Source organism: Halomonas sp. LMYGS-3, from assembly GCF_059509875.1.
The window spans coordinates 109,838-133,511 of sequence record NZ_JCAKFQ010000011.1; the positions used below are offsets into that span (position 1 = coordinate 109,838).

Here is a 23,674-nt window from a genome sequence, read left to right on the forward strand (position 1 = left end):
GCACTATTCTGGAGCCTTCTCGTCCGGAGAGTCACGGTACTCCATGCGTGACCAGAGGGGCCCCCGCAGGAGATCACACCCCTGCTGGCGCAGGTAGTCGGCCTGCTCCCGGGTCGCCACGCCACCGGCGATGACCTGCTTCCCCAGCTGGTGAGCCATGCCGATCATCGACCGGATGATCGCCTGATGGTGGGGGGTGTCGAGGCAACCGGCGATGAACGGCTTGTGGATCTTGATGGTATCGATCGGGAAACGGTTGAGGTGCCCGAGAATCGAGTGTCCGCTGCCGAACTCGTCGACGGCCAGCCGCACACCGAGTGCCTTGAGCCGCTCGAGCATGGCGGCGGCACGCTGGGGGGCACGCATCAGGCCGCTCTCGCTCAGCTCGAGCTCGAGCATCTCGCTTGGCAAGCCGCTGTGGCCCAGGAGCTCCCCGACCCGGTCGATGATCTCGCCATCCAGCAGCTCGGCGGTCGAGACCTGTACCGCCACCCGCAGGTCGATGCCCGCCTCGATCCAGGCCTTGGCATGGCGACACGCCCTCGCCAGCACCCACTGGCCGATGATGGCCGCCTGGCCTGCCTCCTCGGCGACCGACATCCAGCGCGCGGATTCCAGCGTGCCGAACCGGCTCGACTGCCAGCGCGGCTGTGCCGAGATCGCCACGACCTGGCCGCTGCGTGCACACAGCGTAGGCAGGTAGTAGAGCTCCAGCTCGCCGAGCGGCAGGGCCTCGCGGAGTTCACTGCGCAGGGCGAGGCGATCGAAGTCGTCGTCGCGCAACTCGGCGGTGAACACATGGTAGCGGCGACGACCGAGACGCTGGGCATGGCGCCGGGCGCGATTAGCATGACGCATCAGTTCGTTCACCGTACGCCCATGCTCGGGAAACAGACTGATGCCGATACAGCAACTCGCGACCACCTTGTGGCCACCCAACTCGACGGGCTTGCAGGTCCAGTCGAGCAGGCGCTCGACGACCTTCAACACCGCGTCCGGCGGCTCGAGGCCCGGCAGCACCGCCATCATCTCATCGCTGCCGAGGCGACTGACGACCCCGCTGCCGCCCAGGCAGCGCTTGATGCGCTGGGCGGTCTCGTGCAGGTAGTAATCGCCCATCTCCAGGCCCAGTGACTCGTTGATCGCCTTGAGCTGGTCGATGTCGATATGCAGCACGGCCACCCTCCCCCCCTGGCGGGGAGGATCGGCGATGAGCTCCGCCAACCATTGCTGGGCATGCCTGCGGTTCGTCAGGCCGGTCACCCCATCGTGAAGGGCATGGTCGGCCAACTCCAGCAGCATCTCGCCGCACAGCTGCTGCACCGCGGCCAGGTTCTGCTCGGCCTGCCGTCGGGAGGCGCGTTCGTGGTGGAGCGCCAGGACCTGCTGCTGCAGGCGGGAGACCTCGCGCAGCCGCTGCCGCGACTCCAGCCGGCTGTAGTGCTCGGCCGGCAAGACTTGGGAGTGATGATCGCAGATGGCGTCGAAGGCCGCCTGATCCTCGGACCGATCGAAATGCTGCAGGGCATAGCCGCACAGCAGGGTCAGCGGCAGGCGATGGCAGGCCGCATGCCAGAGCGCCTCCAGTTGCACCGCCGCCGCCGCGTTGCCCCGGGCACACAGCAGGTCGACCAACTCCCCGAAGGCGCGGGTAGGCGCGGCGCCGGCGGCCTCGATGCCGGCAAGCAGGTGGCGCTCGAACAGCGCCTCGACCGGCATGCCGTCGCGCATGATGGTCTCGAGCATGAGGTCGGCGTCATGTGCCACGAGTTGCCCGCTTGCCATGGCCGCGACGGTATCCAGGCCACCGGCTTCCAGCCGCTGCAGCACGGCCGCCAGGTGGGGGGGCGTCAACAGCACCAGCAGGCGTTCACCGGCGTCGGCCCCGGCCCGCAGGTAGTCGGCCACGACGTCGGCAAGGAAGGTCTCGTCCGCGTAGAACTGGACGACATGATCGTGAGGCTGGCACTGGGTCGCGACTTGCATGAGGCACTCTTATCCACGGTGGCAAAACCCGCGCGATCAATCCAGCCGCCCTGTATGGGTGCTCACCATGCGACCTCGACCGATGCCAATGCGGGTTCGTTGCGACCTTCGTCAATAGCACGACCGCCTCGCCGGCGTCAAAAGCTGAATCGAGAATGCAATTTAACTTGATGATTCATGGCTCTCGGTCGGCCGGGATAACCGCCCACCCCACCGGCATGTCCACGGCTGCCCCCTTCCGGCGGGCGCTCGCCCGGGGGGCACCGCGAAGAGAAGGGGGCACTCGCCCCCTTCTCCGGTTGTTGCATGACGTCATGGGCGTGATGGACTCAGGTGGCCTTCTTGTCCTCGTGATGGGTCAGCGCGAACAGCGACCAGGCGGCATCGCCGCCCACCAGCAGCCCCACGATGACGCTGTTCCACATCGCCAGCGTGACGCTGGCATACCCGAGCAGGAAGGGTGCGGCGATCCGCGCGGCCCCCAGGGCGAGCAGGATCCACTCTTCCCACACTTGGGTCTTTCTGAGCACGGCGACGGCAAACACGATCACCGCAACGCCGATCAGCACCGGAACCCACATCACCATCCCGGCGTCGGCCGTGGCATGCCCGAAGGCGAAGGGAGACGCCACCAACCAGGCACCGAACAACAACATCAGCCAATCACGCCAATGCTCCTTGATCTGCAAGGGTCTCATCTTGCCTACCTCCCAACCGATCACGCGGTTGACATCATCACGCGGCAGTCCGGGGGACTGCGCAATTGTCATGGGGACGACCGCACGATTTTCAATCCCCCGTGGTAGATGCCCCCTCACCTGCCCGCTTGGGCCATGACGACATCGAGCCCGGCGGCAGCCGGATGGGCAAGCCCAAGGAGATTCACGAGCCGAAGGCGACACACCGGCTCGCTGCCGGAGCCGGTGTGTCAAGGCTCACTCGGCGATGACGCTCAGCCGGTAGTTGCCGCCTCCGCCGTTGCCGTAGGTGCGGGCGATCGCCCGGTAGTCACCGACCTCGAGATGCGCCTGGATGCTCGCAGCGAAGCCCTCGCCACCATCGTCGTCGCTGAGGACGGTGCCATTCCCCTCCAGCTCGAGATAGGCATCCAGCTCGCCACCGTTAGACAGCTCGTCGGCGTCACGCATGCTGGCCTTGAGCTCGAACAGGCCGCTGCCGCCCTGGCTGTAGCTGCGGGCGGTGACGGTATAGCGGCCCGGGGCCAGGTGCTGGTGGAGACGGGCGTCGGTACCACCACCGCCATCATCATCGCTGACCGATACGCCGTCGCCGTGCAGTTCCAGGAAGGCATCGAATTCCGACGACCGCATGTCGAGGGTGACGGTGGCGGCGCTCTCCAGGACCAGCTCGTACTCCAGTCCCTGGCCACTGAACCAGCCATGCAACGACTCATCGTGACTCAGCTCGCCGCCATTGCGCAGGGTATCGGCATTGGGCAGCTCGCGGGGCTCCACCGCGAGGGTGTACAGACCGCTGCCTTCGCCATAGCTGGAGCGCGCCGTCAACCGGTACTCCCCGGGCTCGAGGAAGTCGGCGAGGCGCGCATCCAGGTCGCCGGCACCGTCGTCGTCTTCGCGCCGGTAGCCGTTCGGCCCCTCCAGCTCCAGATAGGCATCGAGGTCACTGGAACGCATCTCGATCTGATAGAGGCCGGTCTCCTCGATGGTCAGGGTGTAGGTGTCAGGAGCATCCTGCAGCCAGCCGTCGTGGCGCGACGGCACCGCCAGGGCGCTGACGTCGTCGAGCTCGAGACGCCGGCTGGTGACCTCGAAGGGCCCGTAGCTGTGGGCGTCGTTGCCGCTGACCACCAGGGTGTAGTCGCCGCTGTCGGCGATGCGGTGGCGCAGCGTGGGGGCCGTCTTGAGCAGTTGTTCCTGATCGTCGTAGAGCGCCAGGACGCCCTGCAGGGCCCCGCCCAGCGCGATCTCGACCAGGGTGTCTGCCTCGAGCGGCAGCACGTAGCGCGCGAAGCGGCTGCCATCCTTGCCGTTGAGCTCGCTCTGCGAGGTGATCTCGCCGCGCTGACGCTCCCCCAGCTGCAGCGACGCCTCGGCGGCGGCGGAGGGGGCATCATCGCCCGGTGACGGGGCATTCAGTTGCCAACCGGCGAGTGCGCCGATGGCGAGACCGCCCAGGGCGGTCAGGATCAGAGGGGAAGTGGCAGAGGCCATGGAAGCGTCCTTGTTCGATGGCAAGCATCGTTGAGGTTGGATGAGTGCCCGTGATGCCAACCCGATGCGACGGCTCCGGCGTCACGCGACCCCGATATTATATTAGGCCTTTGCGCCGGCATGACGAAAATCATCCCCTGATTTCCGAGCACCTGCGGTAGCCGTCGTCTGGAAGGTCGACACGCGAAGGTCGATCAAGGCAAAACCAGTCGCCATTCGTCCTCTTGATGACCGGGGCTGCCCTGGCGCCCTGAGACCGAGACAGACAGGGACATCCGCTATCGACGTCGCGCAAGAGCCTCATCCCCACGCTGGCCCTTCGCGGTCGACCTGGGCCGATAGATGCCTGCAGCGGCGAACCCGGCCATCCTTGCATACCTTTCGCTCTGGGCATCGTCCTAGGAGAAACCGGCATTGGCTTACCGCCCACGGCTTGCGTAGCTTATCAATGATAATTTTCGGTGCTTTCATGAATGTGACCAGAGAGGTCTGCCATCCCTTATGCCTCCTACTACTATCTTTGATCTTCCTACGCCCAGCCTGATTCTCGATCGTGCGAAACTCGTGCGAAACCTCAGGCGAATGGCCGATACGGCCAGGAGAAAAGGTGTGCAGCTTCGCCCGCACCTGAAGACGGCTAAATCCATCGATGTGGCCCGGCTGGCCATTGAAGGCCAATCGGGTGGCATCGCCGTATCAACTCTGAAGGAAGCCGAGTATTTCGCCAGTCAAGGTATCAAGGATATCCAGTATGCAGTCTGCATTATCCCGGACCAGCTGGAACGGGTCGCCAGCATTCAGCAACTTGGTTCACGCATCACCCTGATCACCGACAGCGTCGAGGTCACCCGAGCGATCTGCTCGAGGAGTCGAGAGCTCGACGAGACATTCCTGGTCCAGGTCGAACTCGATTGTGGCGAAGGGCGTTCGGGGGTCTTTCCCAACAGCGAAGAGCTCATCGAGATCGTCCGCCTTGCCCATGAGGCCTCTCATGTACGCTTTGCCGGCGTCATGACCCATGCCGGCCATTCCTACCAGTGTCGCTCGATTGCCGAGATCGAGGAGGTCGCCGAGGCGGAGCGCGCTACCGCGGTCATGGCAGCCGAACGAATCCGTGACCATGGCATCCCCTGCACCACGGTCAGTATCGGATCCACCCCGACGGTGCTCTATGCTCGCTCGCTGGATGGCGTGACGGAAGTACGCCCGGGGGTCTACATGTTCGGCGACATGTTCCAGGCACAGATCAACTCCTGCAGTGTTGATGATCTCGCCATTTCGGTGATCGCGGAAGTCAGCAGCCACAATGCCGCCATGAACCGACTGCTGGTCAATGCAGGAGCACTGGCACTGTCGAAGGACCGCAGTACCGAGAACATGCCCAATGACGTCGGCTTTGGACTGGTAACAGAGGCAGACGGACGACCATTCAAGGCGCCGATGAAGGTCGCAAGGGTTTATCAGGAGCACGGACAGATTCCGTTGTTTGGTGGGATGTCATGTGAGGCGCTTCCCGTGGGAACACGGCTGCGCATCTACCCCAACCATGTCTGCATGACGGCCGCCATGTACGACCAGTATCACCTGGTCGACAGCGACCAGGGCGACGGATGCGAGGTGATCGCCACCTGGCCGCGAATCAACGGCTGGTGAAGGCTGTTTCAGGAGGGAGCCTGGGCCCCTCCTGAACCAGGAGGGGCCGTCGGTGCGTCAGTAATCCACCGCCACGCCGTGGCCATGCTCCTTCGCCAGGCGTACGGCGAGTGCTGCCACCACCAGGTCCTGCAGCGCCACACCGGTGCCGTCGAAGATCGTGACCTCATCGGCATCACGTCGGCCGTCGCACTGCCCTTCGATGACCTGGCCGATGCTGCCGCGAAGGCTCTCCGTGGTAATCCAGCCGCGGGCATAGGCATGCTGGAACTCGCCGATGGAGACGGCTTGCTCGGCCTCGTCCACGAACAGGGCGCTGGCAGCGACCAGTTCCGGATCCAGCTCCTGCTTGCCCCGGGTATCGCACCCCATGGCATTGATATGGGTCCCGGGCTTCACCCACCCCCTTTCCACCAGCGCCCGGCGCGAGGGCGTCGCCGTGATCAGGATGTCCGAGTGACGGGCAACGGCCTCAGGGTCCGGTTCTGCAACGCATTCCAGCCCTAGACCGACCACCAGCCTCCCGAAGGTCTCCAGGCTCTCCGCGGAAGGGCTCCAGGCATGGACCCGCACCAGATCCCGCACCGCCATCGAGGCCTTGAGCTGATACTCGGCCTGAACCCCGGTACCGATGAGCCCGACGACACTCGCCTCCTGGCGCGAGAGGTAACGGGTGGCGATGGCGCTCGCTGCCCCGGTCCTGATGCCGGTCAGGTAGTTGGCACTGACGAGCGCCGTCGCCCTCCCCGTTTCCGGGTCGAACAGTAGCGTCGAGGACTGGTGGTTGCCCAGGCCCTTCCCGGCATTGTGCGGCCAGTATCCGCCGGCCTTGAGCCCGAGAAGGGGGGCTTCCACGTCGCCACCGGCTTTTACGCCGTAGACCGCATCCCGGTATCCGATCTCTTCACGCACGACGGGATAGTTTCGTGCCTCCCCCCTCGCCATGGCGGCAAAGGTACGCTCCACCTCGAGGATGGCATCTTCGATGCTCACCAGCTCGCGGGCATGTGCTTCTGAAATCACCAGCATTCGAGATCCCCTTGTGGGTGTGCCTCAGCGCAACAGCGTCGGCAGGAAGGAAGAGAGAGCGGGGATGAACACCAGCATGATGACGACCCCGATCTCCGCCACCAGGAACGGGAGCACCGCCCGGAAGATGGGAAAAACCGGGCTCTCGGCGATTCGGCAGGCGACAAACAGGCAGACCCCCACGGGGGGCGTGATCAAGCCCAGGGTGAGCGGCAGGATCACGATCATGGCAAACTGCATCGGATCGATGTCCATCGAGGCCGTCACCGGCATCAGCATGGGCACGATCAACACGATCGCAGCTCCCGGCTCGAGGAAGGTCCCGATCAGCAGCAGGACGGCGACGAGGACCATGAGGAACAGGGTGGGATTGTCGGCAAACTGCAGCGCAAACCCCTGGACCCAGCCGCCGATCCCGCCGATGGTCAGGACATACGACACCACCGTCGCGGCCGCGATGATCAGGTAGATGGTGGCCGTGACCCGGGCGCTGCGCTTCAGCGCATCCCAGAGACTGGCGAGGTCCATGGTCTTGAAGACGAACCAGGAGATGATCAATGCATAGACGACGGCCACCCCACCCGCCTCGGTGGCGGTGAAGATGCCCCACAGCGTGCCCCCGACGATCAGGATCGGTAGCCCCATCACCAGCAGCCCGTCCCGCACCAGGGTGGCAACCTCGTGCCTTTCCACCTTGAAGCTGGACCGGGGAAGTCGCCCGCCGCGTGCCTGCCACCAGATCACCAGCCACATGACCCCGGCCAGCATCAGGCCGGGGACGATCCCGGCAACGAACAGGTCGATCACCGACTGGCGGGTCACGGCGGCATAGATGATCATGATCACGGACGGGGGCACGATGGGGCCGATGATGGACGAGGCGATCGTCACCGCCGCCGCATAGTTCTTGTCATACCCCTCCTCGGGCATGCCCTTGATGAATATCTGCCCGAGTGCGGCCGTATCGGCGACGGCGGCGCCGGAAATGCCGGCAAACAGCACCGACGATGAAACGTTGGTATAGGCCGTTCCACCAGGGACACCACGCGTGACCAGCCCCGCCAACCGGATCAGTCGGGTCGTGATGCCCCCCCGGTTCATGATCTCCCCGGCGAAGATATAGAACGGGGCGGCCAGCAGGACAAAGTTGTCCATGCCGGTGAACAGCCGCGTAGGCACCGTGATCAGGTTCAGGTCCAGGGCCCACAGGCCGACGGCGCCCGCGATGCCCAGGGCAAACACGATCGGAACACCGATGATCAACATGACAACAAAGGCGAGGGACATCGCGATCATGGCTGGTTCTCCTCGGCTTCTTCCCGGCGCAGGACATCCTCGGGCAGGACCATCAGGCACAGGACCTTGAGCAGCATCAGCGAGGCCCCTACGGGAATCGCCATGTAGGGCAGGGTCATCGGGATCCGCGTCGCGGGCGACATCTGCCGCATGTTGTTGATGGCGGCCGGGAAGCCCTCCCACATCAACAGCAGGCAAAAGCCGGCGATGCAGGTCAGCACGGAAAGATGAATCAGTCGGCGGAAGAAGGGCGAGCGCACGCTGGTGAACAGGCTGATCACCATGTGCTCCCCGCGGAACAGGGCGGCACTGCCGGCCAGCATGACCATCCAGGTGGTGGTGTAACGCATGGTCTCCTCGCTCCACGAGAGCGGGTCCACCAGCACATAGCGGAAGAACACCTGAGCCACATTCATCAGGATGATGCCAACCAGCAGAACGGCCGATATCGCCTCCGTGGCTTGGGTAACCCCCATGGCAAACTTGAATAGCCGGTGCTTCAAAGTGGATTTCTCCAGCGGATCTCGGCAAGCACTCGGGACGGCGGGCAAAACAGGCTTATCAATCATTATCGTCTTAACACCTGCTGCAACGTGAAAGAGCGGAAAGAGGCTGTCTTCTTCCCACTCTTTCAACCTATAGGGTCACGGGCCCACCGTCGTCTCATGATCCATAAAGGGCAGGCTCATAGGAGGCAGCAGTGTCCAGAAGCTCCTGCACCAGGCCCTCGCCGACCTGCTCCCTCAGGTATTCCAGCACCGGCTCTTGGGAGACTTCAGCGAAAGCGGCTTTCTCGGCCATCGTGGTCATGTGGATTTCGACCCCCTTTTCCCTGATCAGGTCGATATATCTCTTGGCCCCGGCAAGCTTCTGGGTATTCTCTATGCGTGCGGCCAGTGTCGCCGCTTCCAGCACTATCGCCTTCTCATCGTCACTCAGGGCGCTGAAGAAGTCATCGTTGATGATATAGGCGTGAATCCCGAGAATGTGCTCGTCGGTGGACATGTATTTCTGTACGTCCATCAAGTTGTAGTCGTAGTTCACCTGGGCGGGATTTTCCTGGCCATCGATGACGCCCTGCTTGGCTGCCATGATGATTTCCGAGCCTGGCATCGGCGTGGCTGCCGCCCCGAATGACTCGACGAAGCGAATGAAAACAGGGCTTTCCATGACACGCATCTTCAGCCCCCTGAGGTCCTCAGGCGTGCGAATCGGGCGTACATTGTTGGTGAAGTCGCGGAAGCCGTTCTCTCCCCATGACATGATACGGATACCCGTATCCTGTCGCATGTTCTCGGCCAGATTCTTGAAGAATGGGCTATCGAAGACGGCCCAGGCATGAGCGGAAGACTTGAACAGGTAGGGAACCGAAAGCACCTGGATATCATTGTAGAATCCTGCCAGTGCCCCGGTATCCACCAGGCAGACCTCGACCGCCCCCTGCTGCACCTGTTCCGCGCAAGCCCGCTCGGCACCGAGCTGTGCGCTCGGGAACAGCTGAACCGTGATGTCACCCTCGGTCTTGTACTCGACATGATCCTTGAAGGCGACCAGCGCATTCCACTCGGGATTGTCACCTTGCGGAGCATTCATGCCAAACTTGATGGTCTTTGCCATCACAGGACTTGCAGCCCCCAGCACCGCTGCGGTGACAGCGACTGCCATGGTCCACTTGAGACACTTGTTCATGCGATTCCCCTATACTTATTGTAGGAAGAGAAGTTTCCTTCTCAGACACACATACAGACTATTGGCAATATGGACTCTTGGCGAATGCAAAGACATGATAGTCCGATGCCGGTGGCGTATAGACTCCTTCTTTCAGGCATAGACTCCTTCTCTCAGGATAGTGCAACGGAAAAGGCTCCCTGCAGGTAGACAGCACTTTCCCTGATCATGGTCAAAACAATCAGCATTTCTGATAAAGAAAACGCTGGACATTTCCGCGACGGATTCAGTCGGGCAGCGTCCAATCGACCCGGGAGTCAACGGGAAAGGCGGGGCGGGGCAGGTGCCTGAAGTCGAAGCGTGAGAGGATCGGCGACGTCAGCCCCGGCGTGTCGACCTCGATCACCTGGTCGGCGGAGAAGAATTCATCGAAGCCGGCTCGGAAGTGGCCTCGTGACTTCACCACCACCGCCCGCGCCCGGGCAATGTCCAGTCCCATCATCTCCAGAAAGACCGGGTCGGCGCATTGCGTGCGGATCGATATCACGACCACCTGGATACCACCGAGCTCCAGGAGCGCCGACGGCCCCAGGTTCATGTGCCGCCCCGCGTAGAAGCCGCGCCTCCCGACGCAATCCCCATCCTTGAGGCAGGCCACTCTGGCCATCGCCTCGAATCGGCGTGAGAATTCGTCGGGCTCGTCACGGTTGAAGATGGCCTGGAACGTGGCTCCTTCGCCGCGCTCATGGGCTTCACGAGCCAGTGCGGGATCGTGGATCACCCCGACCATGACGCCCGTGGCGCTGGCATCATGCAGGGCTTCAAGAATCCACATCGTGTTGCCCCTGCCGCCACCACCGGGGTTGTCCGCGACATCGGCCAGGATAAGGGCAGGCAGGTCGGTGTGTTGCCCGGCCTCCACGACACGGGCAATGGCGTCTTCCAGCGAGGCGAGATGCGGCACATAGCGCTCATGATCGTCCCAGGCCTTCTGCGCGATCAGGCGCGCCACCGCCCTCGCGACACCGCCACCGTGTCTCGCGGTCACAAGGATGGCCATGCCGTTCTTGGGGGTATCGCCGAAGGCAAACCCGCCGAGAATGGAGACATTGGCGATCTCGTCCGTGACCAGGCTCTGGCCGTACGCGATGAGGTCGGCATAGGGGCCGGCCTCGGTCAGCAAGGTGACGGTTGGCGGAATCAACGGCAGACGGATGAACGCCATCTCCGGCCGCATGCCGGTGAACATCTCCAGCAGGATGCCGGCGGTCTCCATACCGCGGGCTCGCATGTCGACATGCGGATTGGTGCGATACGCGACAATGGCATCGGCCGACTCGACCATGCGCTCGGAGACATTGCCGTGAAGATCCAGCGTCGCCACGATGGGCACCTCGGGCCCGACGATGGAGCGCACCATCGCGAAGATCTCGCCGTCGGGATCGTCCTCTTCGGTGGTGATCATGGCTCCGTGGTTGGCGATATAGACGGCATCCAGTGGCATGGCGGCTTCCAGGCGGCGCTTCATCTCGTCGCGGGTGGCCTGGTAGAAGGCATGCTCAAGCGGCCCACCGGCCTCGACCAGGCCGACCAGGATGGGAACAGCCGTCCAGTCGCAGTGTGCATTCATGGCACTGATGAAGCCGCGGATCTCGGTGGGCAGCTTGGGATCGGGAAGGTTCAGGTCTTCCAGGATTTCATTGCCCGCCAGATAGACCCGGTTGAGATAGTCTTCCTCGGTGGTCACCGGCGCGAAACGGTTGCTTTCGAGCATCAGCCCCAGGATGGCGACACGCCGCGAAGAAGTCCCCGTCATCTGCTCGCCCCCCGTCTCATGGAGATTAGACCTTACATGGCGCACTCCCCGGGGCCCAATGCAAGCTCGGCCTAGCCCGATGCCGCAGCGGTATCGCCGAGCGTCGCCCAGAACCCTTCCGCGGCGTGAGGGAGGGGGTCCCGGGAGCGAAACACCCGGATGTCGACGGGAATGCACCAGGAGGGGTCTCCCGATACCAGCAGGCTGCCGCTTTCCAGCTCCGAGAGGATCTGGTTCTCGGGTAGCCAGGCGAGGCCACGCCCGTCGCGTGCCATGGTTTTCAACACGGCCGCGAGGTGGGTCTCGAAGACGCGTTTCATGACGGGGCGGGCGGGATGGTGCGCCAGCATGAAATCCACCGCGCGCCCGATGGCGGAGGTCTCCGCATAGGCCAGATACGAGAGCGGATGGGTCTCCGACCCTGGCAGCAACTGCGACGGTTGGCCGTGTTCGTCCGGTGCCGAGACCGGCAGCAGCCGGTCCTCGCCGACCTTGACCGACTGGTAACGCTCCTCGGGCAGCGGGATATCCACCGAGGGGTGGGTGTGGCACATCATGAATTGGCAGTCGCCCCGCAACAGCGCCTGAACGCAGTTGCCTACCTGATTGGAGTCCAGCCGGATGAGCAGCACCCCGACCTGCTCCTCGATATGGCGGATCCAGTCGGGGAAGAAGGTCAATGACAGGCTGTGGGTGGACGAGAACGTGATGGTGTTCTCGGTCGTCTGCCCCAGCTGGCGAATCTCGTCGCGCGCCTGGAACAGGCGACGCAGCACGCCCTCGGCAACCGGGTGGAAACGTTCACCCGCCGGCGTCAGCGTGATGGGCTGCTTGCTGCGGTCGAACAGCGACGCCCCCACCCACTCTTCCAGCGCCTTGATGCGACGGCTGAAGGCGGGCTGGGTCGTGGCACGCGCCTCAGCCGAACGCGAGAAGTTTCCCGTATCCGCCAGGGACAGGAAGTCCATCAGCCACTTGATTTCCATCGCCACGGTTCCAGCAACGACCCGGCCGCCCCGGACCATTTATAAAGAAATAATGACCTTCCCCGTACGAGCATGCAAATCAGGCATAGATTGATCCTGAACCGGCATTCGCCAGGCGTTGCCAGACTCGTAATGATGGCGGGAGTGACCAGGATCGAGAACCGTGCCGGGAAGCCCGGCGCCATGGGGGACACAGTGACCAGCATCAGGCCGTACTGGAAGAATTTCATCGATGGCGAGTGGGTCGATGGCACCGGTGGCGAGCGTATCGTCGTTACCGATCCCGCGACCGGCGCCCCCCTTGCCGAGGTCGCCCGCGCCATGCCCGCCGATGTGGATCGGGCCGTGGCGGCCGCGCGACGCTGTTTCTACAGCCGGGCCCTGGCGGAAATGCGCCCGCACCAGCGCGGCGAGATGATGCGGGAGGTCTCCCGCCGGCTCGGTGAACTGGCTGACGAGATCGCCACCGTCGAGTGCTTCGACAACGGCAAGACACTGGCGAGGGGTTACGGCGATGTCGCCCTGACCCAGCGCTACCTGGACTACTACGCCGGCATGGCCGACAAGCTGGAGGGACGCCAGATCCCGCTGGGCGAGGGAGTGCTCGACTACACCACCCATATGCCGTTCGGGGTCTCGGCCCAGGTCGTGCCATGGAACGGGCCACTCCCCGTGGGGGCTCGCTCCGTCACCTGCGCCCTGCTCACCGGGAATTCGGTGGTCCTCAAGTCACCGGAGGATTCCCCGCTGAGCCTCTTCCTGTTTGCCGAGGCGTGCGAACGGGCCGGCGTCCCCAGGGGAGCCGTCAATATCCTCTGCGGCTACGGGCATGATACCGGCGCCAGCCTGGTCGCGCATGGCGATATCGACCACATCGTCTTCACCGGTTCCGTCGAGACAGGCAGGAGCGTGCTGCGGGCCGCCTCGGAACGGATCATCCCGTGCATCATGGAACTGGGCGGCAAGTCGGGCGGGATCGTCTATCCGGACGCAGACCTGGAGCAGGTGGCAAGAAGCGCCGCGCGGGGGATCTTCCACCATGCCGGACAGATCTGCTCGGCCGGCTCTCGCCTGATCGTGCATCGTTCGATCCATGACGACCTGGTGGCACGGCTCAAGGAAGCGGCCGAGACCCTTTCCATCGGCCCGGGCATCGACGGCTGCGACATGGGGCCCCTGATTTCCGCACGGCAACTCGATCGGGTCGAGTCGCTCTGCCGTATCGGGGTCGAGGAAGGCGCGACACTGCTCACTGGCGGATCGCGCCTGGCCGGCATGCCGGGACACTTCATGGCGCCCACCATCTTCACCGGGGTCCGTCCCGAGATGCGGATCGCCCAGGAGGAGTTCTTCGGCCCGGTGCTCGTGGTCCTCCCCTTCGACTCCCCGGAGGAGGCCATCGCCATTGCCAACGGCACCGACTACGGCCTGGCGGCCGGGGTCTACACCAACGACCTGAGGCTGGCCCACTGGACGGCCGACCGCCTGATCGCCGGGCAGGTGTATGTCAATGAATGGTGGACCGGTGGCGTGGAGACCCCCTTCGGCGGCACCAAGCGCTCCGGGTATGGTCGGGAGAAGGGCCAGGAAGCCCTGCTCGGCTACGTGCAGACCAAGAATGTCGGCATCCGCCTGTCGCCATGACGGATCGTTTCGACTACCTCGTCATCGGTGCTGGCAGCGCCGGCTCGGTGGTCGCCGGCCGGCTGTCGGAAGCGGGCCAGGGCACGGTCTGCGTGCTCGAGGCCGGCCCACCGGACCGCAGCCCCTACATCCACGTCCCGGCCGCCGTGGTGCATCTCCTCGACAATCCTCGCCTCAACTGGATGTACCGGACGGCGCCCAGTTGGGGAACGGCCGGACGCAGCCTCGTCCAGTCGCGCGGGAAGACGCTGGGCGGATCGGGAGCGATCAATGGGCATGTCTATACCCGGGGGCACCGCACGGACTTCGACACCTGGGCGGCCCTGGGCAATCGCGGCTGGAGTTATGCGGAGGTGCTGCCGTACTTCAAGCGCTGCGAACGGCGTATCGGCAACGGCGATGACCGCTATCGGGGACGAGCCGGCCCCTTCACCATCACCGACATCGATCAGGCCGACCCCCTCTGCGATGCCTTCATGGATGGCGCGGAGTCACTCGGCATTTCCCGCAACCCCGACTATAACGGTGCGTCACAAGAGGGGGTCGCTTACGTTCAGCGCAGCATCCATCGGGGGCGCCGGGTCAGTCCCGCACGGGCCTTCCTCTATCCGGCGATGAAACGCGGCAACACGAAGGTCCGGACGCGAGCCCGGGTGCTGCAGATCGTCTTCGCGGGCAAGCGTGCCATCGGTGTGCGCTACCGGCGGGGCGGCCGTGATGAAGTGGTGCTCGCGAACCGGGAGGTGATCCTCTGTGGCGGCGCCATCGCGTCGCCACACCTGCTGCAACTGTCGGGCATCGGGGCCCCAGGCCTGCTGCAGCAGATCGGCGTTCCCCTGGTGCACGCTCTCCCCGGTGTCGGCGAGAACCTGCGCGACCACTATGCCGCACGGTTGGTGATGCGCATTCGCGGTATCGAAACCATCAACGAGCGCGTGCGTGGGCTCGGGCTGGTGAAGGAAGTCGCCCGCTACGCCTTCACGCGACGCGGGGCCCTGGCCCTGACGCCGACGCTGGTCTACTGCTTCGGGAAATCCGACGAGACACTGGAGGTTGGCGATATCCAGGTCTCCTTCACGCCCGCCAGCTATCCGGCGGGCATCTGGAGCGGACTGGACCGGTTTCCCGGTGCGACCATCGCATGCTGGCAGCAACGCCCGGCCAGCCGGGGGCATGTCCGCGCCCTGTCCGCCGACCCCTTGGCGGCGCCGGAGTTGCAGCCGAACTACCTGGCAGAGGAAGAGGATCGCCAGGCCATCCTCGCGGCCATGCGCCTCGGCCGACGTCTCGCCGCCAGCCTGCCGTTTGCCCATCATGTCGAGCGGGAAATCTGGCCCGGCGACCATGTGCAGAGCGATGCCGAGCTGCTCGACCACGCTCGTCGGACCGGCAACACCACCTACCACCCCATCGGCACCTGCCGCATGGGGCCAGCCGAACGGGCAGACAGCGTGGTCGACGACCACTTGAGAGTCCACGGCATGCAGGGGTTGCGGGTCGCCGACGCCTCCATCATGCCGACGATGCCGGCGGCGAATACCAATGCGGCGACCTTGATGATCGGGGAGAAGGCAGCGGACCTGATCCTGGGCAGGCGGCCCTTGCCGCCCGAGCCGGCAGGGGCTCCACAGGATCCATCGTGATGCCCCGCGGCAATGCCGCCGGGCTCAACACTCCCGCCGGGACTCCCGCCACTCCTCGGCAGCCTCCTCGACCCCGGGCTCGTCGCCGCGGTGGCGGGCCGCCTGGCGGTGGGCTTCCTCCTCGCGCACGTCGTCGATCACGGTCATCAGCTCGTCGACATCCACGGGCGCGGTGTCGTGCGCGAAGCAGCCGGTCAGCCGGCTCTCCGGGTGCAGCTCGCCCGCCTCGTACAGCGCCCAGATCTCCTTGGCGTAATCGGTCTCGAGCAGCTCCGGCGCGAAGCGGCCGAAGTAGCGGCGCATGTTGTCGACGTCGCGCTCGAACATCATCGCCGCACTGTTGTTGCCGGCGGCGTCCACCGCCTGGGGCAGGTCGATGATCACCGGGCCGTCGGCGGAGAGCAGCACATTGAACTCGGACAGGTCGCCATGGATCAGGCCGGCACACAGCATGCGCACCACATCACCGATCACCTTGGCGTAATGGGCCCGGGCCTCGTCGGCCGTCAGGGTCACATCATCCAGCCGCGGCGCGGTCAGGCCCTCGGGATCGGTGATCATCTCCATCAGCAGCACGCCGTCGACGAAGCCATGGGGCCTGGGCACCCGCACGTCCGCCGCCGCCAGCCGGTAGAGGGCGTCGACCTCGGCATTGAGCCAGGCCTGCTCCTGCTCCTTCTGGCCGTAGCGGGTCTTCTTGGCCATCGCCCGGGAACGGCGGCTGTTGCGTTCCTTGCGGCCTTCCTGGTACTGCACGGCCTGCTTGAAGCTGCGCTGCCTGGCCTCCTTGAAGACCTTGGCGCAGCGCCGCTCGCCATGTGAGCGCACCACGTACACCTGGGCTTCCTTGCCGCTCATCAGTTGGCTCTCGACCGCATCGATCAGGCCGTCATCGACCAGCGGCTGCAATCTCCTGGGTATCTTCATGTTCCCCCTTGCCCGTCAGCGGCTGACGCGCCGGGCGCGATACGAGCGCCCCTTGAGTTTACCCGCGCTCAGCTGGGCGAGGGCCGCCTTGGCGACCTCGCGCTGCACGGCCACGTAGGCGCTGCGTTCGAGCACCTTGATCCTGCCTACCTGGTCGCCACGCAGCCCCGCCTCGCCGGTCAAGGCGCCGAGGATGTCGCCGGGGCGCACCTTCTGCTTCTTGCCGCCGTCGAGTTGCAGCGTGGCCATGGGCGGCGTGAGCGGGCCCCGCTCGAGCACGGCACGTCCCGGCAGCGGCGACTCCTCGAAGGTCTCGCCGAGGAACTCGCCGAGCCGCGCCAGCCGGTACTCCTCCTGCTCGGTGACCAGGGTGCAGGCCACGCCGGAGCCGCCGGCCCGGCCGGTACGCCCGATGCGGTGCACATGGACCTCGAGATCGCGGGCGATCTGGTAGTTGAACACCGCGTCCAGAGACTCGATATCCAGCCCGCGCGCCGCCACGTCGGTGGCCACCAGGATCGACGCGCTGCGGTTGGCGAAGAGCACCAGGATGCGGTCGCGGTCACGCTGCTCCAGGTCGCCATGCAGTGCCAGGGCACTGAAGCCCGCCTCGCCGAGGGCCTCGGCGACCTCCCGGGTCTCGCGTCGGGTGTTGCAGAATACCACGCTGGACTCGGGCCGATGGTGCAGCAGCAGCCGGCGCAGGGCCTCGAAGCGTGACGCTTCGTCCGCCACCCGGTAGACGTGCTGGCGAATGCTGGTCGCGTCGTGGCCCTCGGCGATCTCCACCGTGGCCGGCGCGCGCATCAGGCCCTCGGCGATCGGCTTGATGCCTGCCGCATAGGTCGCGCTGAACAGCCAGGTCTGCCGGCTCGCCGGCGTCTCGGCGATGATCGCCTCCATCGACGCCTGGAACCCCATGTCGAGCATGCGATCGGCCTCGTCGAGCACCAGGGTCTCGAGCGCCGCCAGGTTCAGCGAGCCCTTGCGCAGGTGCTCCTCCACCCGGCCCGGCGTGCCGACCACCACATGCGCCCCATGGGCCAGCGAAGCGAGCTGCGGGCCGAAGGGCGCCCCGCCGCACAGGGCCAGCACCTTGACGTTGGGCAGGGTGCGCGCCAGCCGGCGGAGCTCGCCGGCCACCTGGTCGGCGAGCTCGCGGGTCGGGCACAGCACCAGCGCCTGCACCCGGAAGCTTGCCACCGCGAGCCGCGATAGCAGCCCCAGGCCGAAGGCCGCGGTCTTGCCGGAGCCGGTCCTGGCCTGGGCGATCACGTCGCGCCCCGCCAGCATCAACGGCAGGCTCTCGGCCTGGATCGGGGTCATGGCGTGGTAGCCGAGCGAGTCGAGGTTGACCAGCAGCTCCGGCGCCAGCGGCAGAGAATCAAAGGAGGAATCGGACACGGAAATGGACCTGCGATGGAGAACGGGAGCCGGGGCGACAAGCGAGCGATGGCGGGAGCCAAGAGGCGAGAGTCGAGGGAATGGCAAGGGAAGGCGGGCAGGATAGCAGAAAGGGCCGGAGAATACCGAACTATCGGTCAGGCAGGGTCTTGTTCCTCCAGCCACGGCGACGGCAGCGACCCGCCGCCACTAGAGCTCCACCGCCGTGCCCGTCACCACGATGCCGCCGGTCGCGGGCACCTCCACCTCGAGCCGGCTCGGCCGCCCCATCGCCTCGCCCTGGTGGATCGTCAACCGGGCCGGGGCTTCGAGCAGTCCCGCATCGCGCAGGTAGCCGCCCAGCGCCGCCGCCGCGGCGCCGGTCGCCGGGTCTTCCACCACGCCGCCCACCGGAAAGGGATCGCGGGCATGAAAGCGGGTGGCGCTCTCGCGCCAGACGAGCTGCAGGGTGGTGAGGTTCTCGCGCAGCATCAGCGCCTTGAGACGCGCGAAATCGTAGTCCAGCCGATCGAGTCGCCCCCGCGATGACACCGCCAGCACCAGGTGCCAGGCGCCGGCATAGGCCCTGGCCGGCGGCAGGCCCGGGTCCAGCTCGGCCGCCTGCCAGCCGAGGATCTCCAGCACCGCCTCGACCAGGGCCGCCGGCGCCGCGCTGTGCTCGGGCGCCACCGACACCAGCGAGGCCCGCCACTCGCCATCCGTCTGGTCTACCGTCACCGGTACCCCGCCCACGGCGGTCTCCAGTTCATAGGTCCCCGCCCCGCTCAACTCCCCCAGTACCACGCCGGCGGCCACCGTGGCATGGCCGCAGAAACTCACCTCGGCCTGGGGGCTGTAGTAGCGAACCGTGCGCCGGGTGCCCTCCAGCGGGGCGATGAAGGCCGTCTCGGAATAGCCCACCTCGGCGGCGATGCGCTGCATGGTGGCGGCGTCGGGCAGCGCCTCGCCCAGCCAGACGCCGGCCGGGTTGCCGCCCCGCGGGTCATGGGTGAAGGCGGCGAGTCGATAAAGGGTAGCGGTCATGGGAAGGCTTCCGATCAGTGGACGGTGATTCGCATTCTGGCCTTGGCGGGTGCAATGACAACGGATCGTGCACGCCGTTGGCTACAGGCGTCGCAGCCAGCCGTAGGTGGCGCCCAGCACCAGCCCGAACACGATATGCCCCAGCAGCGTGGAAAGTGGCGCGATCAGGCCGAAGCCCATGCCGAAGAAGCCCGAACCGGCCAGCGGGAACACCGTGACCATCACCACCAGCCAGGCGCCCAGGCCGAACAGCAAGCCGCGACGGGTATCGCTGCTGCCGGGCAGGTAGGGTGCCAGCCACCCGAACAGCAGCCCCCACACCAGTGAGCCGACCACGAAGTGAATGGTCCAGCCCACGGCCATGCTGTTGGGCGTACCCAGCGCCCGCTGGGCAGTCAGGTTCATGATCTCGATGGGGTTGTACCAAGGCATGAGCCCCGCCGACAGGCGCAGGATCAGGAACATCGAGATGACCAGTGTCGCCACCAGTCCGGCCAACACCCCTCGACTCAGGCGAGCAACCATCGACTACCTCTCCATGGTGGAGGCTGTTGATCACAGTATAGTCGCAACAACTACACTGCTCTGAGCAGCACGAGCAGGAGACGACCATGCCCCCTCCCCCGAGCCGTCTGTCTCGCCGCGCGCTACTGGGTGGCCTCGTATCGCTGGCGGCGGCCACGGCACTGCCGCCACTCGGGGCCCTGGCGCAGCGGCCGCAACCCCTGACACGCGAGGTGCCGACCATCGGCGAACGCCTGCCACTGGTCGGGCTGGGTAGCTGGATCACCTTCAACGTCGGCGGCGACCCGGTACTGCTCGAGGAGTGCACCGCCGTGATGGCCGAGTTCTTCGCCATGGGCGGGCGCATGATCGACTCCTCGCCGATGTACGGCTCGTCCCAGGCGACCATCGGTCACGGGCTGGGCGAGCTCGATGCGCTCGACCGTGTCTACGCCGCGGACAAGATCTGGACCTCGAACCCCGGCAACGGGCCGGCCCAGGTCGAGGCGTCGCGCCGCGACTGGGGCGTGCCGCGCTTCGACCTGCTCCAGGTCCACAACCTGGTCGCCTGGGAGGCGAACCTCGCGACGCTGTTCGAGATGCAGGCGGCCGGTGAGGTGCGTCATGTGGGCATCACCACCTCCCACGGCCGGCGCCACGCCACCATCGAGCGCATCATGCGCGACGCACCGCTGGATTTCGTCCAGTTGACCTACAACGTCGTCGACCGCGAAGCCGAGCAGCGCCTGCTGCCCCTGGCCAGGGAGAAAGGCATCGGCGTGATCGTCAATCGTCCCTTCCAACAGGGGCGGCTGACCGAGCGCCTGGCGGGCGAGCCGCTGCCGGCGTGGGCGGCGGAGATCGGCGCCGGGAGCTGGGCGCAGTTCATCCTCAAGTTCATCATCTCCCACCCGGCGGTGAGCTGTGCCATTCCCGCCACCACCCGCGTCGATCACGTGCACGAGAACATGGCCGCCGCCGGCACGCCGCTGCCCGACGACGTCTTGCGCCGGCGCATGGCCGATTACGTGCAGGCCTTGTGAGGGCGGCATGGGGAGGGGCGAATGATCGGCATGAGCGAGTGGCTGAGCTATCGCCCCGCGGACTTCCTGATGTTCTCGCCCCGCGTCTACGAGCGGCTGTTCGAGCTGCACAACCAGGCGCTGTGGCCCCTGCAGCTGCTGGCCCTGGCGCTGGGCGGCGGGATGCTGTTCGCCCTGCTGCGCCCACGCCCCTGGAGCCCCCGCCTGATCGTCGCCCTGCTCGCGGTCGGCTGGGGCTTCGTGGCCTGGGCCTTCCTGTGGCAGCGCTACGTGCCGATCAACTGGGGAATCCGCTATGTCATCCCGCTGTTCGTGCTGCAGGCGCTGCTGCTGATGGCCCTCGGCACCCTGAAGGGCGGGCTCGACCTGCCAACCCGCTGGAACGTGCGACGCGCCCTGGGTCTCGTGCTGTTCGTCCATGCGCTGGCCCTGCACCCGCTCATGGCCCTGGTCACCGGGCGAGGACTGCGGGGTGCCGAAGTCATCGGGCTCACGCCAGACCCGCTCGCCATCGCCACCCTGGGCGTGGCCGCCCTGGTCTCCCCCGCGCCGTGGGGCTGGGCACTGCTCATCGTTCCCGCCCTCTGGTGCCTGGTAAGCGGGATCACCCTCGCCACCCTGGGCGTACCGGGCGCCTGGCTGCCCCTGCTGGCCGTCGGGCTGGCGCTGCTGGCCAGGCGGTGGCCGCGCGGTTCCTCCGTGGAGTAGCGAGCCCGCGATGCCGTTTCAGGCCAACCGGAACAGCGGCCATAGCCCGAACCACAGCACATAGCCGAGCGAAGCGGCCATCAGCCCGTCGATACGCCCGGGAGGACGCGCCGAGCGGAGATGCCGGAGCAGCAGCCACGTCAGCCAGGCGCCGTGGGGAACGACCACCCAGGCGATGCCGCCGTAGGCGCCGCCCGCCAGCCCCATCGCCTGCCAGGCCAGGGCGCAGACGGCGGCGAGCAGCGTGGCGGCGAGCGCCACCCGCAACGCGCCCCGCCGCCCCAGGCGTACCGCCAGGGTGCGCTTGCCGGCGCCGGCGTCGGCTTCGAGATCCGGGATCCCCGACAGGGTGATCGAGGGCAGGATGCCCAGCAGCAGCGGCAGGCTCAGCAGCCAGGGCAACGGGTCGCCCGGGGCCCCGCCGAGAAACACGAAGCCGCACAGCATCACCCCGATGCTGTGCGTGACGGCGACGTCGAGCTCGCCCAGGCCGCGATAGCTGAGCTTGAGGGGCGGCGCCGTGTAGCCGATGGCCAGGATCGCCAGCGCCCCCAGCACGGCGACCACCGCCGCTGGGGGCGCCGGCGTCGCCCCCAGCAGCCACGCCGTGCCGCCCAGCAACCCCAGCAGGGCGGCGAGGATCCCGGCCTTGACCTCGCGCAGGCTCAGCAGGCCCTCCACCAGGACGCGGGAGCCCCCCGTGAAGGTGCTGTAGAAGCGATTGGCCCGATCGGTGCCCAGGTCGACCACCTCGTTGACCAGCACGGTGGCCACCTCCAGCAGGAACAGGCAGAGGTAGCCGAGCCAGAACACCGGGTTGCCGAATACGCCCCCGGCCGGCGCGGCGGCCAGCGCCCCGACCGCATAGGCCACCCAGGTCATGGGATAGAACTGCAGCCGCAGCGCCCGCAACCAGGCGCCGGCCTTGTACCGCAGCCGCTCCGGCGGCGTGATCCGTCCTCGCGCCAGCCGCCGGCCCTGCCGCCTGGCGCGCTCGAGCCAGGCCCGGCGCCTCTTCGCGTCGGCATCCTTGACCGAGCCGAACGCCAGCGCACGGACCGGGTGGATACCGCAGAAGCCTAGGGTCGCCCGCGCCATGGCATTGCGGCCCGGCTCGCGGTAGAGCAGCCGATGGATCACGGGAGGCGTGTCCATGGTGGTGATGAGCTGGGCCGAGCGCCCGTTCAACAGCCCCTGATAGCCGATCCCCCCCTCGCAGGTCCGGAACGCGAATCCTGGCGCCATGAGTCGGTCGAGGAACCCCTTGAGCAGCGCGGGTGTCGTTCCCCACCAGGTGGGATAGACGAACACCAGGTGATCCGCCCAGACCAGAAGCTCCCGGGCCTCGCTCAGGTCGTCCTCGAGGGGCTGGTCGTTGGGCGACGGGGTGCGCACATGGGGATCGAACTCCAGCGTCGCGAGATTCACGCGGCGCAGTTGCACGCCCGCGGCGCGAGCCCCTTCACAGAAGGCATCCGCCAGGGCGCCGCAGAGGCTGTCACTGCGCGGGTGCCCGAGGATGACCAGCACCTTGATCGGCGACCGAACCTCTGCCCCGCTGCCGGCCGGTTCGTCGTTCTTCCTGAACGCTGTCATACCTTACTGTGTCATCGTGTTGTCTTGCGGAGGTGGAGAAGGCCATGCCCGTCATCGAGCACGAGGCCGAGATCGCGGCCAGCCCACGGGAGGTGTTCGCCCTCGTCGGCCGAGTGGAAACGTTTGCCGACTACAGCGACGCCATTGACACCATAGTTCGCCTGGGGGAGCGTCGCTACCGCTGGCGGGTGCGCATCGCCGGCGTGCCCCTGGACTTCGATGTGGAGATCACGGAGTTCACGCCCCCCGAGCGATTCGCCTGGCGCTCGGTATCCGGCGCGCCCAACCACGGCGAGTACCGCCTGACGCCCATCGACGGAGGCACCCGCATCCACCTGACGCTGGCGTACAGCCTGGAGAACCGCCTGCTCGACGAGACCGTCCGACTGGCCGCCAGGCCCCTGCTCCACAAGCTGGGGCGCGACATCATCGACCAGGTGGAGGCGCAATTGAAGGCGCAGCGGCGAGAGACGCGGTAGCAGCCGCCGGACCGCGCCCGCTGGCATGGACCGGGGGATCGCGACCGATCGCCCTGGCAGGCGGGCGAGCACACTCT

Annotated in this window: 20 protein-coding genes; 6 read left to right on the forward strand and 14 right to left on the reverse strand. The window is 66.2% G+C overall.

Going from position 1 to position 23,674, the window contains the following annotated elements; genetic code table 11:
* Positions 1-3 precede the first annotated feature (3 nt).
* The 3 genes from AC5W54_RS12525 to AC5W54_RS12535 form a co-directional block, all read right to left on the reverse strand.
* On the reverse strand, positions 4-1,986 hold the full coding sequence (locus AC5W54_RS12525; protein ID WP_495962429.1) for a putative bifunctional diguanylate cyclase/phosphodiesterase: 1,983 nt from the start codon (positions 1,984-1,986) through the stop codon (positions 4-6).
* Between the two features lie 329 nt (positions 1,987-2,315).
* A complete protein-coding gene (locus AC5W54_RS12530; protein ID WP_495962430.1) occupies positions 2,316-2,684 on the reverse strand; it encodes an SPW repeat protein in 369 nt (122 codons plus the stop codon).
* A gap of 237 nt (positions 2,685-2,921) precedes the next feature.
* Complete coding sequence (locus tag AC5W54_RS12535) at positions 2,922-4,178, reverse strand: hypothetical protein (RefSeq protein ID WP_495962431.1); 1,257 nt, start codon at positions 4,176-4,178, stop codon at positions 2,922-2,924.
* 501 nt (positions 4,179-4,679) lie between these two features.
* On the opposite strand from AC5W54_RS12535, the gene AC5W54_RS12540 reads away from it, so the two are divergent.
* Positions 4,680-5,831: an alanine racemase gene (locus tag AC5W54_RS12540; RefSeq protein ID WP_495962432.1), complete on the forward strand. Its 1,152-nt coding sequence runs from the start codon at positions 4,680-4,682 to the stop codon at positions 5,829-5,831.
* Between the two features lie 57 nt (positions 5,832-5,888).
* Here AC5W54_RS12540 and AC5W54_RS12545 read toward each other — a convergent pair whose 3' ends face one another.
* The 6 genes from AC5W54_RS12545 to AC5W54_RS12570 all read right to left on the reverse strand — a co-directional run bounded on the left by AC5W54_RS12545 (position 5,889) and on the right by AC5W54_RS12570 (position 12,626).
* Positions 5,889-6,860 carry an ornithine cyclodeaminase family protein gene (locus AC5W54_RS12545; RefSeq protein ID WP_495962433.1) on the reverse strand — a complete coding sequence of 324 codons (972 nt, stop codon included), beginning with the start codon at positions 6,858-6,860 and terminating at the stop codon, positions 5,889-5,891.
* A 24-nt stretch (positions 6,861-6,884) separates the two neighbouring features.
* Positions 6,885-8,156, reverse strand: coding sequence for a TRAP transporter large permease (locus AC5W54_RS12550; RefSeq protein ID WP_495962434.1), 1,272 nt, complete (start codon positions 8,154-8,156; stop codon positions 6,885-6,887).
* On the reverse strand, positions 8,153-8,632 hold the full coding sequence (locus tag AC5W54_RS12555) for a TRAP transporter small permease (RefSeq protein WP_495962435.1): 480 nt from the start codon (positions 8,630-8,632) through the stop codon (positions 8,153-8,155). Before AC5W54_RS12555 ends, AC5W54_RS12550 begins: the two co-directional genes overlap by 4 nt.
* A 187-nt stretch (positions 8,633-8,819) precedes the next feature.
* Positions 8,820-9,845 (reverse strand): DctP family TRAP transporter solute-binding subunit, encoded by a 1,026-nt coding sequence (locus tag AC5W54_RS12560; RefSeq protein ID WP_495962436.1) that lies wholly within the window; start codon positions 9,843-9,845, stop codon positions 8,820-8,822.
* Between the two features lie 265 nt (positions 9,846-10,110).
* Positions 10,111-11,640 carry a M81 family metallopeptidase gene (locus AC5W54_RS12565; protein ID WP_495962437.1) on the reverse strand — a complete coding sequence of 510 codons (1,530 nt, stop codon included), beginning with the start codon at positions 11,638-11,640 and terminating at the stop codon, positions 10,111-10,113.
* A gap of 71 nt (positions 11,641-11,711) precedes the next feature.
* Positions 11,712-12,626 (reverse strand): LysR family transcriptional regulator, encoded by a 915-nt coding sequence (locus AC5W54_RS12570; protein ID WP_495962438.1) that lies wholly within the window; start codon positions 12,624-12,626, stop codon positions 11,712-11,714.
* Positions 12,627-12,809: 183 nt separating this feature from the next.
* On the opposite strand from AC5W54_RS12570, the gene AC5W54_RS12575 reads away from it, so the two are divergent.
* Together AC5W54_RS12575 and AC5W54_RS12580 are read left to right on the forward strand one after the other, a co-directional pair.
* Positions 12,810-14,270 carry an aldehyde dehydrogenase family protein gene (locus AC5W54_RS12575; RefSeq protein WP_495962439.1) on the forward strand — a complete coding sequence of 487 codons (1,461 nt, stop codon included), beginning with the start codon at positions 12,810-12,812 and terminating at the stop codon, positions 14,268-14,270.
* Positions 14,267-15,913, forward strand: coding sequence for a GMC family oxidoreductase (locus AC5W54_RS12580; protein ID WP_495962440.1), 1,647 nt, complete (start codon positions 14,267-14,269; stop codon positions 15,911-15,913). Before AC5W54_RS12575 ends, AC5W54_RS12580 begins: the two co-directional genes overlap by 4 nt.
* A 24-nt stretch (positions 15,914-15,937) precedes the next feature.
* On the opposite strand, the gene AC5W54_RS12585 is transcribed toward AC5W54_RS12580, so the two are convergent.
* The 4 genes from AC5W54_RS12585 to AC5W54_RS12600 all read right to left on the reverse strand — a co-directional run bounded on the left by AC5W54_RS12585 (position 15,938) and on the right by AC5W54_RS12600 (position 19,792).
* On the reverse strand, positions 15,938-16,840 hold the full coding sequence (locus AC5W54_RS12585; protein ID WP_495962441.1) for a PA4780 family RIO1-like protein kinase: 903 nt from the start codon (positions 16,838-16,840) through the stop codon (positions 15,938-15,940).
* Between the two features lie 15 nt (positions 16,841-16,855).
* On the reverse strand, positions 16,856-18,244 hold the full coding sequence (gene dbpA, locus AC5W54_RS12590) for an ATP-dependent RNA helicase DbpA (RefSeq protein ID WP_495962442.1): 1,389 nt from the start codon (positions 18,242-18,244) through the stop codon (positions 16,856-16,858).
* Between the two features lie 189 nt (positions 18,245-18,433).
* Positions 18,434-19,267, reverse strand: a complete 834-nt coding sequence (locus tag AC5W54_RS12595; RefSeq protein ID WP_495962443.1) for a PhzF family phenazine biosynthesis protein — start codon at positions 19,265-19,267, stop codon at positions 18,434-18,436.
* A gap of 81 nt (positions 19,268-19,348) precedes the next feature.
* Positions 19,349-19,792 carry a DUF6789 family protein gene (locus AC5W54_RS12600; protein ID WP_495962444.1) on the reverse strand — a complete coding sequence of 148 codons (444 nt, stop codon included), beginning with the start codon at positions 19,790-19,792 and terminating at the stop codon, positions 19,349-19,351.
* 86 nt (positions 19,793-19,878) lie between these two features.
* Here AC5W54_RS12600 and AC5W54_RS12605 point away from each other — a divergent pair, with 86 nt between their 5' ends.
* Together AC5W54_RS12605 and AC5W54_RS12610 are read left to right on the forward strand one after the other, a co-directional pair.
* The gene (locus AC5W54_RS12605; RefSeq protein ID WP_495962445.1) at positions 19,879-20,814 is read left to right on the forward strand and encodes an aldo/keto reductase; all 936 of its coding nucleotides are present in this window, start codon (positions 19,879-19,881) and stop codon (positions 20,812-20,814) included.
* A gap of 21 nt (positions 20,815-20,835) precedes the next feature.
* Positions 20,836-21,522: a DUF6064 family protein gene (locus AC5W54_RS12610; RefSeq protein ID WP_495962446.1), complete on the forward strand. Its 687-nt coding sequence runs from the start codon at positions 20,836-20,838 to the stop codon at positions 21,520-21,522.
* 18 nt (positions 21,523-21,540) lie between these two features.
* On the opposite strand, the gene AC5W54_RS12615 is transcribed toward AC5W54_RS12610, so the two are convergent.
* Positions 21,541-23,118 (reverse strand): NAD(P)H-dependent oxidoreductase, encoded by a 1,578-nt coding sequence (locus tag AC5W54_RS12615; protein WP_495962447.1) that lies wholly within the window; start codon positions 23,116-23,118, stop codon positions 21,541-21,543.
* A 44-nt stretch (positions 23,119-23,162) separates the two neighbouring features.
* On the opposite strand from AC5W54_RS12615, the gene AC5W54_RS12620 reads away from it, so the two are divergent.
* Positions 23,163-23,597, forward strand: a complete 435-nt coding sequence (locus tag AC5W54_RS12620) for an SRPBCC family protein (protein WP_495962448.1) — start codon at positions 23,163-23,165, stop codon at positions 23,595-23,597.
* Positions 23,598-23,674: the final 77 nt, after the last annotated feature.